This window comes from Pseudoleptotrichia sp. (assembly GCF_057270515.1).
The window spans coordinates 107,906-120,866 of record NZ_DBHIXS010000001.1; the positions used below are offsets into that span (position 1 = coordinate 107,906).

Below are 12,961 nucleotides of genomic sequence, written 5' to 3' on the forward strand. Positions count from 1 at the left end.
TCTAATTAATTTCCTTGAAAATTATATATTTAGAAATCTTTTAATTATTCTTTTTGATTATTCTTTTTAATTTTTCTTATAATAATAGTCTTAGGTTTATAAGTATACTATCTTACTCGTTATTTGTCAAAGAAAATCTCAATTTTTTAAATAAAAAAATTGCCCTATAAGTTAGAGAAGTATGTTACTCTTAATTTATAAGGCATTTTTAGATATTTTTAAACATAAAGTCAGATAAAACTTTTTAATTATTACCGGCTCTTTACTAACTCATATAACTTTAAATATTCCTTTGCAGACTTGTCCCATGAAAAATCCAAAGACATATTTCTTTTGACGAGTTTTTCCCATATTTCAGGCTTGTCATAATATATACCCTCGGCAACTTTTATTGTGTAAAGCATATCATCTGCATTAAAATTCGTAAATGAAAAACCGTTCCCTTCATCACTATATATATTATAAGGTTGAACCGTATCTTTCAATCCTCCCGTTTCTCTGACGATAGGGATTGTTCCAAATCTCATTGCTATCATCTGACTAAGTCCGCAAGGCTCGTATCTGGACGGCATTAGAAAAGCATCGCTTCCGGCATACATTTCATTTGCAAGATTGGGATTATATCCCAAGTATACTTTAAATTTATCAGGATATTTTGCAGTCAGATAATTATAATAATCTTCATAGAATTTATCTCCACTTCCTAATATTGCTATCTGAACGGCATCATACTTCAAAAGATTTTCCACTACGAGAGATACCAAATCCAGTCCTTTTCCCTCTACAAGTCTTGTTATCATTGATATGAGCATATTATCGGATTTAGGTAGTCCCAATTTCTCCTGCAATCTGTATTTATTTTCCTTTTTCTTTTCAAGGGTGTTTTTATTAAAATGTATAATATCTTCGTTTGTTTCAGGATTAAAATAATCTATATCTATTCCATTCAATACACCATAAATATGCTTATTATTTGTTATCCACTCCAACCCCTCACTGAAATACGGATATTTTATCTCCTCCGCATAAGTCGGACTGACAGTATTCACTATATCAGCATAACCTATCCCTATTTCCATAAAATTTAAATCATAGCCGTCTGTGTAATATCCCATTCTTTCAAAAGAATACTTTGAAAATCTTCCCTGATACATCAGATTATGAATTGTATAGACTGTTCTCATATCCCAATAAAAAGGGTCATTATTATATCTAACATTAAGAAAATAAGGTACGGGACCTGTCTGCCAGTCATTGCAGTGTAAAATATCAGGCTGTAAATTTATCTCTTTCAGAAATCTGAGTGCCAGTTCAGAAAACATAGCATACTGAATATCTTCATCATTATCCCCGTAAACACGTCCTCTCTCATACAGAGCTTTATTTTCAATAAAATAAAAATTTATTTTATCATCAGGATATTTCACAAGATTGAATATATCTCCATGGCTTTCAAGCCTTGCTATCCATTCAAGATTTTCAAGATATTTCAAAGGGATTTTATCATATTTGGGCATTATTATCGAAACTTCGTGTCCTAATTCCTGCATTTTTTTAGGCAGTGCATACATTACATCAGCTAAACCTCCTGTTTTAAAAAAAGGAAATACTTCCGATGCCAAATATACTACTTTCAAGATAAATCCTCCTTATTTTTCAATAGTTTCTCCACTGTTTACAAATTTATTTTCATCATTCAGTGTAACATATCCAAAAATTCTTACATTTCTTCCCACGATAGTTCCTTCAGGCAAATGGGCATGTTTTCCTACCACACTTATGCCTTTTGTTAATAATTCAGGTTTTGCTTTATTGGCAGTATAATCATCTCCATGACCTAACAAAGAGTTTTTACCTACATATACTCTTTTATCAAGTATCACTGTATCCAAATGAGTATTTTCATCTATATAGCTTCCTGAAAAAATGATACTGTTTTTTATTGTACTGCCTTTTCTTACAGTAACTCCCGGTCCTAAAACAGAATTTTCGACTCTGCCTTCAATTTTGCAGCCGTTACATATGAGAGAATTCAGGACACTTCCTGTAATTCCTATCCTTACGGGAGCAAGGTTTTCATTTCTCGTATAAATTTTCCATGCATTGTCATATAAATCTATTCCGACTTCTTCGGATTTCTTGATTAAATCAAGGTTTGCCTCAAGATAGGAGTCATATGTTCCCACATCCATCCAATAGCTGTCATATGTATGGACAAAAACTTTTCTGTCATCTTTTATCATGGCAGGAATAACGTGTTGTCCAAAATCCAAGTCCTTATTTTCAAGTTTTTCAAGGTATTCCAATAATACAGGAGTATTAAAAATATATATCCCCATTGAAGCTAAATTACTCTTAGGCTCTTTCGGTTTTTCCTCAAAATTCAGGATTTTTTTATTTTCATCAACTTCAAATATACCAAATCTTCCTGCTTCTTCCATAGGTACTTCCTGAACTGCTATTGTCAGTTCGGCGTTACTTTTTTTATGGTCATCCAACATCCAGTTATAATTCATCTTGTAAATATGGTCTCCTGATAATATAAGAACATATTCGGGATTTTTACTTTTGATAAATTCTATATTCTGTCTTATTGCATCCGCTGTCCCCTGATACCAGACATTTCCTTCCGGTTTTTCATGAGGCTGCAACATCGTAATGCTCGAATCTCTTCTATCAAAATCCCAAGGCTTCCCCGAACCTATATGTTCGTTTAAAGAAAGGGGTAAATATTGCGTCAGCAGTGCAACATCATAAATCCCTGAATTTGAACAATTACTTAGTGCAAAATCTATAATTCTGAATTTACCTGCAAAAGGGACACTCGGTTTAACCCTTTTTTCAGATAAGATATCCAGTCTCGAACCTCTTCCACCGGCTAAAATCATTGCTAAAATTTCCATAAAATTACCTCCCATTTAGTCTCTACACTAATAGTATACCTCATTTTCCGAAAATTAAAATAGATAATATTAAATATTATCTATATATTTTATATATTTTTATATTTTTTTGCTTTTATCTTCTTCTGATAATTAACCTAATCTGTCAACAAAACAAAGTATCAATACAAAATATCTTTTATCTTTCAAAATATTCTATTACTTCCAGTAAATTATTAAATTTTTTATGTACCAGTTTTTTTATTTCGTCAGTCGGCTGTAATTTATCAGGTATCATAACAGGATACATTCCCGCTGAATGAGCCGCCCTTATGCCGTTAAAAGAATCTTCAAAAACTGCGGATTTTTCAGGAGAAATACCTGCTTTTTCCGCAGCAGTAAGAAACACTTCGGGATTTGGCTTTCCATTCGTTACATCATTTGCAGTTATGATATGACTGAAATATTTTTTCAGTCCTTTATTTTCAATCAAAGTATTTGCCATTAAGCTGTCTGCCGATGTGGCAAGCACCATTTTTTTATCGTTATTATGTAAATATTGAAGAATTTCTTCAGCTCCTGTCATAAGGGGAATACTTCCATTTTTCGCCTGTTCTATTATATATTTGTAAACTTTGCCGCTCAATTCTTTATAAGGAAAATCTTTTCCTAACTCCTGAATATAAACAGCCTCTACATTTTCTTCCGTCATTCCCGTAGTTTTTTCGATAATTTCGTCCGTTATAATATATCCTGCTTCTTTTGCCAGTTCCTTACCGTAATTTACATATATTGTTTCCGTATCAAATAACAGTCCGTCCATATCAAATATAAATAAATCAAGATTTTTAAATAATTTTTTACCCATATCTTCTCCTTATTAATTAAAATTATCGGTTAAACTCGTATTCGTCAGGAAAAACTGTTATAGACCTGTGTGCTATTGAAGTTATCACTTCATTAAACTGTAATATCCCCACACTTAGAAATATCGCAATTCCCAAATGTTCGTGGTCTCTTGCTATACCAATTTTTCCTCCTACGCTCAGTCCGTTTATATTTGTTTCTATCTGGCTCATAGCCTCCCTCATTGCACCTATGACAGCCCCGTCGTGAACATGCTCATCTTTTATAATATTATTTCTTTTAGCTGCCATTAATGCACTTTCAATGAATTTAAATCTTGAATTCGGCATGGAACCGCCTACATCTACAGCGGCTACTTTTATCCCTTTTGCCTTATATTCTTTTATAAATTTTTTTTCTTCTTCCCTCGAAGAAATCGACATTTTTAGAGCAACTCTGCATACATCTACACTTTTATTATCATTAAATTCCATATTATTCCTTTCTGTAACAGTTTGACTTATTACATTTCCAGTAAAAAATTTATTGCTTCGATATATCCGTCTTTTCCTTTTCCATATATCTGCTTAAGGCAGGCAGGAGCAGTAACAGAAACTTTTCTGAAATCTTCCCTTTCGTGTATATTACTCAGATGTACCTCAACTGCCGGAATTGAAACAGATTTCAGAGCATCAAAAATCGCATAACTGTAATGAGTATATGCTCCGGGATTTATTACAATACCGTCAGTTTTTTCATAATAGGCATCCTGAAGAAAATCTATTATTTTCCCTTCGGAATTTGACTGAAAAATCTTTATTTCAATATTTTTCTTCTCACAATATTCTACTATGTATTTACATAAATTTTCATAATTATCATTTCCATAAATTCCTGTTTCCCTTATACCCAGAAAATTTAAATTAGGACCGTTTATTACCGTTATTTTCTTTTTTTTTATTTTTCTTTCCTCTATTTTTTCCATATGAGATAATCCCCTATTTTTAGATTATTTTATAAATTTTCTTTCTTTCAGGATTTCCGCTATTTTATCTGTAACTTTATACAAAGTATCATCATTTTCTACTATAATATCTGCATATTTATTATATAAATCTATTCTCTCAGCGTAGATTTTACTGATATTTTCCGTTTTCTGCAAGAGAGGTCTGTATTTATGATTTTCTTTTGCAATATCTTCGATTTTCCTGCTTAAAAAAATTATAATGCCGTTTTTTTTCAACTCGTCCATATTTTCTTTTTTCTTTACGGCTCCGCCGCCTGTAGATATTATTATTCCTTTTTTTTCGGATAATTCTTTTAAATATTTTTCTTCAAGGTTTCGGAAATGCTCTTCTCCTCTTTCAGAAAAAATATTAGTTACCCTTGTTTTCTCTTTTTCTTCCAAATATCTGTCAGCATCATAATGTTTGTATTTTATTTTCTTTGCAAGGAGTTTTCCGATAGTTGTTTTCCCGCTGGCAGGCATTCCTATTAATATTATATTTTTCATCCGTTCCCCTTAAAATATATATTAATCTAAAAATATACTAAAAATATGCCAATCATATTTTTTTGAACTGATTTATTTCACTGTTATAAAAATAGCCGTTTTCTTCCATTCTTTTTAATATAACTGTCTTATCCGCCGAATAATAATCCGCAAAACTGTCCAGACTGGAAAATTCATCTCTTAATTTCATATTTAAAAGACTTAACATCATATTTATATCGCCTTTTTCAAAATCAAACATATTATTTTTTCTTCCTTTATATAATATATTTACGTCTGTTAAGGATAACGTATAATCCTTTTATTAAATTTCAGTATTAATTTTTTTTATAAATTATTCTATAAATAAACTATATTGAAACTATATTATAAGTCAAAATAATTCTTCAATATTGAATATTATAATACCAATAATACTTCGCCATTATCTTCATCTACATCTTTTATTACCACATTGTTTTTTAGGAATAAAGAATGATACTGACTCCCGTCCTTATCCTTTTCGATAAAATCTCCCACTTGGAGTCCTTTTACTCCCAAATCTCTTTTTACTTCAAAAATTTCATTATAAATCGTTTCCAGATATTCCAAATCAAATATCGTATATAATTCAGCCTTTTTATTTATCCTTTCATAAGCATCTTCCGAAACAATGAAATACAATGCAGATTCAAGACCTATATTCAGACCGAACAGTGCAAGTCCCTGTTTCTTAAGCTCATAATTTATCATTGCATAAAGTATATCAAACAAAGCTTCCTTATATTTACTTTCTTTTGTTTCCATTCCCAGCCAATCTATATCCATAGGTTTAGGGTCTATATTATGGGCTTCCAGTAATTTTCTGAATTTTTTTGTAAATCCTTTTTCAAGAAAAGTATACAGATAAGTATTTTCATATTTTGCCAAATAATAATAGAAAAAATCTCCGAATGTTTCTATATTTCCCTTATATTCACTGTCTCCAAAATATTTTTCAATAGTTTCTTTAGGCTCAAAAAAATATTCCTTTCTGACCTGCATATATTTTAAAAGTCCGTCAGGACTCAAAACTTCTGCACAGAAGTTATCCATTTCATCATATATTTCTCTGTTTTCAATGTTATTGTCCACTTTCTTCTTCTCCTTCTTCTATTTTTTCAAGCGATTTTATTAAAAATTTCAGACTTGCAACATTTTCAAATTTTACAAGTTTTTTTACTTTTTCCTTATCTTCTGTTTTCAAGCCTGACCCGTCGATATATTCTTCAAAACTTTTATCATATTGTCTGTAAAGTCTTTCCAATTTTTTCAGCGAAGATTTTATATTATTTCCCTGCTTTCTTTCAGTCGCATTTCCTTCGGCAATCCTTTTCTCCAAAGCACTGTTCAGATTTATGTATTCCTTATCTACAATGCTTGTCAGTTCACGATTTGACATAGCCATATAATCTTCTTTTGTTTTCTCATCCCCTTTATAATATAGATAATCAATTATTGTTTCCACATTTTTATCTATAGTTTCGGAACTTTTCTGACCTTCCAGATAAGTATTCATATTCAGATTGAAAGCTTCTATGGATAAATATACATTTGTATAGGAATATGCTTGCAAATCAGATTTTTCCTGTAAAAAATTTGAAAAAATATTTCTTGAAATTTTAGAATTTTCTACTATGTAGTCATTAAACTGAACGTACATTTTTCTAAATATTGATTTTCTCTTATGTTCCTTTGCAGAATTCAGTCTATTGAATTCCTTATCATAAATTCCTCTGTTTATACCGTCCAGATAAGTTATTACTTCCGGAAAGACTGAATTTAAAAGATTTGGGTCTTTTCTTGAAGTTCCTCCGGGAGTTTTGTTGAAATATTTGTCGAAAATGGCTTTCTGTTTTGCTGCCCCTTGAGAAATAATTTGTTCATTAGTAATTGCAAATACTGTATTTGAAATCATTATTGCAAATATTGCCGTAATTATTTTTTTTATCATTATCTTTATTCCTTTCTTTTTATTTATAAAAATTTTTGTGTATTATTGTATTCATAATTTTTTATATATTACTTAGTTTCTTAGTTTATTGTTATTTATATAATTTTTTTACAAGTTTATTGTATATTTCCTTTAAAATATTTTCATTATAATTTCTGTCATTCCATATTTCTTCAGACTTTATTGCCTGTGATATGAGCATTAAAAGACCGTTTGTGCTTTCTATTCCTTGTATTTTGTATTTTTTCATGAGTACCGTTTCCTGCGGATTATATATCAAATCTATCAGGTATTCGGTCTCAATGAAGTTTATATCTTCCAAAGGTGTCATATTTATTTCAGGGTACATTCCTACAGGTGTACAATTTACAATAAGGCTGATATTTCTTATATTTCTTATTTCGGAATAATTTAACAATCTGTCATACTTCCTTACTTTAAAAACATCATTTTCAAGAATTGTAGCAATATATATCTGCTCCGCTTTTTTATCAGCCAGTACATTGTATACCGCTCTAGCGGCTCCGCCTGTTCCTAAAATCAGTACTTTTTTTCCTTCAATTTCTATATTTTTCATTTCAAGAGTTTTTAAAAAACCGTAATAGTCGGTATTATCGCCTACCAGTCTACCGTCCTTAAATGTTACGGTATTTACTGCTCCAATTTCCTTTGCAATAGGAGTTATTTCATCCAGATATTGCATTATCTCAACTTTATAAGGAATTGTAACATTCAGTCCCTTATATTTTCCTGCTTTCATTTCTTCCAAAAACGAAGGTATTTCACTAAATTTTTTTTCTATCAAATCGTATTTGGCTTCTTTTCCGATAATCTTGAAAAAAGCTTCGTGTATTTCCTTTGAAAAGCTATGTCCCAACCTTTCCCCCAGCAATCCGAATTTTTCCATATTTCTCCTTTCAATGAGTAAATAATTTGGATTTTTATCAATTATTTTTGAGTATTTTTATTTCATTTTCAGTAAGCTCCCTATATTCTCCCGTTTTCAGCTTTTCATCCAGTTTCAATTTTCCCATTTGTATTCTTTTCAGATAGATTACTTTATTATCTAAAGCTTTAAACATTCTTTTCACCTGATGATATTTTCCCTCGGTAATTGTAATATATGCTTTGCTTACTGTTCTTTCTCCTGTTTTTTTATTAATAGGAATGTCGGCATTTTCTATTACTTCTATTTTTGCATCTTTTGTAATAAACCCATTTTCAAGCTCTATTCCTTTTTCCAATTTTTCAATATCAGACTGTGATACAGGATTTTTCAATTCCACATAATATTTTTTATTTACATGCTTATTGGGTGCAAGCAGGTTATGGGTCAACATTCCGTCATTGGTCAGTATAAGCAGCCCTTCAGTATCAATATCCAGTCTGCCTACAGGAAACATACTGTAAGTCCTGTAATCATTTCCTAAAAGCTCAATCACCGTTTTATGCTCCCTGTCCTCTGTTGCGGATATTACTCCGTCAGGTTTATTCATCATTACATAGATAAAAGGCTTATATGAAATTACTTTATCTTCATATTTTATAATATCTTTATTTTCATCAATATGAACACTTCCGTCAATTATTATACTATCATTTACTTTTATTTTTCTTTTTTTTAAAATTTCTTTTGTTTCTTTTCTCGTCCCCACTCCCGAATTTGCCAAAAATCTGTCCAATCTCATTTATCTTTTCCTTAAATTATTATTCATTTTCTATTTTTTTCTTCTGGTACAGTTTGCTTGTCTTCATAATATCTTTTAATATCATCTCTATATAGCTCTCGAGTTCTTTATTTATAACTTTTTTCAAATTTTTTTCTATTACTTCTTTTTCCCTTTTTTCATCAAAAATCTGAATATTGTTCCGTTTTTTATACAATGCCACATTTTCTACGATTTTCAGACGTTCTTCAATGAGTTTTACAAGTTTCCCGTCAATTTCATCAATTTTATTTCTTATTTCATCTATATTATTTAAATTCATATCACTAAAATCAGTATTATTTAAATCGCTGTCATAAAAATCAATCAAATTTGTCTTATCTGATTTATCTGAATTTATCTTTCCTAAATCCACTGTTTTTTCAGTTTTATCAGTCATTTCTTTCATAACAGGCTCCTTTTTGGATTACGATTATTTATTTTGTAGATTATATCATAAATTCAAATATTTATAAATAGCAATTGACTATGAACGAAAATTGTGGTTAAATACTATTACTGAAAAATTATGATAAACCAAAGGAGATAGAAATGGAGAGAAAGCCTATTATAGGAATATCAGGAAATATTTTAGTAACAGAAGGAGGAAAATTTAACGGCTATGAGAGAGCCTATGTAAATCACGCTTATATAGAAGCTGTCATAAAAACAGGAGGAATTCCTTTTATTATTCCATTTAATACAAATACCGAAGTTACAAAAGAACAGATAAATTTTGTTGACGGATTAATTCTATCAGGCGGACATGATGTTTTTCCTCAGCTTTTCGGAGAAGAACCTAAACAGAATATTGAAGAAACTTTCTTGGATAGAGATAATTTCGATATTCTGCTTTTAAAAACCGCTGTCGAACAGAAAAAACCCGTTTTAGGAATTTGCAGAGGACACCAGATTATAAATGTGGCTTTTGGAGGAACACTTTATCAGGATTTAGCTTATAACAGCGATTTTTATATAAAACATTCCCAAGCTTCAAAATGGGACAGACCTACTCATTCTATTGATATAAAGAAAGAAAGCTTTCTTGAGGACATATACGGAAACGACGCACTTGTAAACAGCTTTCATCATCAGATTGTAAACGAAGTTGCTGACGGCTTTAAAGTCATTGCGAGAAGCAAAGACAGTGCCGTAGAAGCTATTGAAAATATTTCGGATGACAGCTTTATTTTAGGTGTTCAGTGGCATCCTGAATCAATGATACATACAGATGAGAACTCTGTAAAACTGTTTGAAAAATTCGTCAATACCGTAAAAAATAGGATTGGGAAAATTTAAAATTATAAAAAACTAAGATATATTAAAATTTAAAAACAGCAGAATTACAAAAACTGCTGTTTTTTAATAGTTTACTTTTTATCTGAATTTATCCCAAGTCTATGAGATAATCTTATTTTTTATTTCCCAATTTAAATATTTTATCACTACGGACATAATCCACTTCTTTTATCCCCATTCTTACATTTATTAGACATGCAACTACAAAGAAATAGTCGGAAAGTCTGTTTATATAACGTAACCCTTCTTCGTTTACACTTTCTCCCGCTTCAATAACGGCTACCATTTTCCGTTCCAGACGTCTTGTTGCAGTTCTTAATATATGAAATTCTGCCGCAACTTTACTACCTCCGGGAATTATGAAGCATTGCAGTTGAGGTAGTGAGGGAAGATATTCGTCTATTCTTTTTTCCAGCCATTCCACATCTTTTTCTGTCTGTTTGTAGGGACGTAACTCTCTCGGAGTCGCCAAATCACTGCCACAGTCAAATAAATGATGCTGAATAGTTATACATTCTTCTCTGATATCTGATAATTCAGGATAATTTGCCATTTTAGCTACAGTTGACCCCAGTAATGAACATACTTCATCAGTTGTACCGTATGCCTCAACTCTTATATTAGTCTTGCTTACCCGATCTCCTCCATATAATCTTGTAAACCCTTTATCTCCGTATTTTGTATAAATTTTCATAATTATTCTCCTTTGGTTCTTTGGTTCAAATTTGGTTCAAAAACTATTTATTTTCCTCTTCTCTGATTTTAGCTTCCATTTTTTTAATCAGGTCATCAACTTCAAAACCTCCACGTGCTGCAATCATATCAAGGGTAGCCACTTTGGACATAATCATATATTGTACGGGATTGAGAAGTCTGTTGTATACAGGTGATAATGTCGGCATAAACTCTTTTATATATGGGTATTTATCTATTATATTTCCTATTATCGAGTCCTTTGTAAGACCATACTCACTTGCAATCTCAGTATCACCCGTTTTTCTTTCTTCTCTTTTTATTCTCTCTTCTATTTTGTTAATCAATTCAGGAACCGTAAACCCTCCTCTTTCGGCAATCATATCAAGAGTAGCTACTTTGGACATAATCATATACTGTACAGGGTCTAAAAGCTTTGTATATTCAGGAGCCAATGTCGGCATAAATTCTTTTATATACGGATATTTATCTATTATATCTCCAATTACGGAGTTTTTATCAAATCCGTATTCGCTTTTATCTTCTTCATTTTTTTGTTCGTAGCTTTCACTTTTTTTAGCGGGATTTTCCCACATCAAAAGTCTTCTCTGTCCTGTCAGGCTTCTGATTTTTGTAATATCCTGCATCATTTCGAGAACTCCTCTAAATTTACCGTTTTCATCTCTTACCGCCGTATAAGTGATATATACAAATCTACCGTTTGTTTCCAGCCAGAATTCCGCTTCTTCCTGCTCCCCTTTTCTGAAAGCGTCAAATATAGCCATAACCGTATCCACACTTTCTCTCGGATGACAGTTTTTCACATCTCTCCCTATTACTCCTGCACTTCTTGGAAATACTCTATGTTTCGTATCTGTATAAAATTTTACAATTTCATTTTCATCAACAAAAGAGAGGTCTACCGGCATATGTTGATAAATCAGGTTTATTTGTTCCAATGTAAGTTTCCCCTGTTTCACATTGAGAACATCATTTTCTTTTTTAGGCTCATTTCCCATATTATATTTGGAAAGCAGACTTGCCAAATCATTCATAAATCCTGCCTGATTTTGAGTTGCAGAATTTTCTGCAGAATTTTCCTTGGAAACTTTTTCTTCTTCTTTTGTTTCAGGATAAAAGCCCTCAGGTTTGTCAATAAGACAATATCCTATCTCATCGTCTCCCGGTCTCATTCCTCTGAATTCTTCTTCGGTAATCATTTTTAATGATGTAGGATAAAGGACTTCCTCTTCTTTGTTCATTATATCCAGTGTCAATTCCCATACAAGTTTTTGCTGCTCCATAAATTCATCTATCTTGTCCTCATTCAAAAGGTGCCTTGCTTTGCTTATGCTATCCCTTACCGCGTTATCAAAGCTCCACATTATTCTTGACGGTCTGTCAAAACCTTTTCTTTCAAGCATTGAAAAGAGCTGATGCTGTTTTCTTGAAAGATGTATGTTAAATTTGTAAAGTTTGTCGTATAATTCGAGCCATTTATTTTTTATAAATTTTTTGTCAGCTTCTTCTTTCATTTCCGCAATTAATTCTTTTATGACAAAATTTTCCATAAGATAAGTACTTATAGGATGTCCCTCGGGTAAATCAGGTGCTTCTCTCACGATAATATCGTCAAACAGTCCCAATACGTCGTTCATCTTGTCATGAACAGTGTTGTCATCAAAGCCCAAATCTTTTATTTTTTGTTCGGAATAAGCAAATTCTGCGGGAGTTATCTTTGTAAAATTCTGTTTTATAAGAGCTTTCGTAGTTTCATAATCTGTTTTCCCTTCAATGTAATCCCTTTTTATATTAGTCATCTTTTCAATCATTGCGACATCAATATTCAGATGTTCCTTCATATCTTTTTTCATTTAAACACACCACCTTTATTTATATATATCTTTCCTATCATTGCAATTTTTTATTTATTCATCAAATAATTTCATTAGTTAAATAATCTCAAATTAAATAATTTTTTTATAAATAAATTTTCTGTATACTATAGAACCGTATAGCAATAACAATAAAACTACTGAAAAGACAGAAA

Annotated in this window: 15 protein-coding genes; 1 reads left to right on the forward strand and 14 read right to left on the reverse strand. The window is 31.1% G+C overall.

Annotated elements, in window-relative coordinates:
- Positions 1–251: 251 nt before the first annotated feature.
- The 12 genes from ACO5J6_RS00460 to ACO5J6_RS00515 form a co-directional block, all read right to left on the reverse strand.
- Positions 252–1,637 (reverse strand): glycogen synthase, encoded by a 1,386-nt coding sequence (locus tag ACO5J6_RS00460; RefSeq protein ID WP_485641359.1) that lies wholly within the window; start codon positions 1,635–1,637, stop codon positions 252–254.
- Positions 1,638–1,649: 12 nt separating this feature from the next.
- Positions 1,650–2,903 (reverse strand): glucose-1-phosphate adenylyltransferase, encoded by a 1,254-nt coding sequence (locus tag ACO5J6_RS00465; protein WP_485641361.1) that lies wholly within the window; start codon positions 2,901–2,903, stop codon positions 1,650–1,652.
- A 178-nt stretch (positions 2,904–3,081) separates the two neighbouring features.
- Entirely contained in the window at positions 3,082–3,750 is a 669-nt protein-coding gene (locus ACO5J6_RS00470; protein ID WP_485641363.1) for an HAD family hydrolase, read from the reverse strand.
- Between the two features lie 22 nt (positions 3,751–3,772).
- Positions 3,773–4,222 carry a HutP family protein gene (locus tag ACO5J6_RS00475; protein ID WP_485641365.1) on the reverse strand — a complete coding sequence of 150 codons (450 nt, stop codon included), beginning with the start codon at positions 4,220–4,222 and terminating at the stop codon, positions 3,773–3,775.
- Between the two features lie 29 nt (positions 4,223–4,251).
- Positions 4,252–4,713: a type II 3-dehydroquinate dehydratase gene (gene aroQ / locus ACO5J6_RS00480; protein WP_485641367.1), complete on the reverse strand. Its 462-nt coding sequence runs from the start codon at positions 4,711–4,713 to the stop codon at positions 4,252–4,254.
- Positions 4,714–4,737: 24 nt separating this feature from the next.
- The gene (locus ACO5J6_RS00485; RefSeq protein ID WP_485641369.1) at positions 4,738–5,241 is read right to left on the reverse strand and encodes a shikimate kinase; all 504 of its coding nucleotides are present in this window, start codon (positions 5,239–5,241) and stop codon (positions 4,738–4,740) included.
- A 52-nt stretch (positions 5,242–5,293) separates the two neighbouring features.
- Complete coding sequence (locus ACO5J6_RS00490) at positions 5,294–5,482, reverse strand: DUF4250 domain-containing protein (RefSeq protein ID WP_485641370.1); 189 nt, start codon at positions 5,480–5,482, stop codon at positions 5,294–5,296.
- Positions 5,483–5,640: 158 nt separating this feature from the next.
- Positions 5,641–6,354: a hypothetical protein gene (locus tag ACO5J6_RS00495; protein ID WP_485641372.1), complete on the reverse strand. Its 714-nt coding sequence runs from the start codon at positions 6,352–6,354 to the stop codon at positions 5,641–5,643.
- A complete protein-coding gene (locus ACO5J6_RS00500; protein ID WP_485641374.1) occupies positions 6,344–7,213 on the reverse strand; it encodes a hypothetical protein in 870 nt (289 codons plus the stop codon). The genes ACO5J6_RS00495 and ACO5J6_RS00500 overlap by 11 nt, the downstream gene beginning before the upstream one ends.
- Positions 7,214–7,304: 91 nt before the next feature.
- A complete protein-coding gene (gene aroE / locus ACO5J6_RS00505; protein ID WP_485641376.1) occupies positions 7,305–8,120 on the reverse strand; it encodes a shikimate dehydrogenase in 816 nt (271 codons plus the stop codon).
- Positions 8,121–8,157: 37 nt separating this feature from the next.
- The gene (locus ACO5J6_RS00510) at positions 8,158–8,901 is read right to left on the reverse strand and encodes a pseudouridine synthase (protein WP_485641378.1); all 744 of its coding nucleotides are present in this window, start codon (positions 8,899–8,901) and stop codon (positions 8,158–8,160) included.
- A 19-nt stretch (positions 8,902–8,920) separates the two neighbouring features.
- On the reverse strand, positions 8,921–9,328 hold the full coding sequence (locus ACO5J6_RS00515; RefSeq protein WP_485641380.1) for a chorismate mutase: 408 nt from the start codon (positions 9,326–9,328) through the stop codon (positions 8,921–8,923).
- A gap of 143 nt (positions 9,329–9,471) precedes the next feature.
- Here ACO5J6_RS00515 and ACO5J6_RS00520 point away from each other — a divergent pair, with 143 nt between their 5' ends.
- Positions 9,472–10,218 carry a gamma-glutamyl-gamma-aminobutyrate hydrolase family protein gene (locus tag ACO5J6_RS00520; RefSeq protein WP_485641381.1) on the forward strand — a complete coding sequence of 249 codons (747 nt, stop codon included), beginning with the start codon at positions 9,472–9,474 and terminating at the stop codon, positions 10,216–10,218.
- Positions 10,219–10,330: 112 nt separating this feature from the next.
- On the opposite strand, the gene ACO5J6_RS00525 is transcribed toward ACO5J6_RS00520, so the two are convergent.
- Positions 10,331–10,912, reverse strand: a complete 582-nt coding sequence (locus ACO5J6_RS00525; RefSeq protein WP_485641383.1) for a cob(I)yrinic acid a,c-diamide adenosyltransferase — start codon at positions 10,910–10,912, stop codon at positions 10,331–10,333.
- Between the two features lie 43 nt (positions 10,913–10,955).
- The gene (locus ACO5J6_RS00530) at positions 10,956–12,785 is read right to left on the reverse strand and encodes a PAS domain-containing protein (RefSeq protein WP_485641385.1); all 1,830 of its coding nucleotides are present in this window, start codon (positions 12,783–12,785) and stop codon (positions 10,956–10,958) included.
- Between the last annotated feature and the right edge of the window lie 176 nt (positions 12,786–12,961).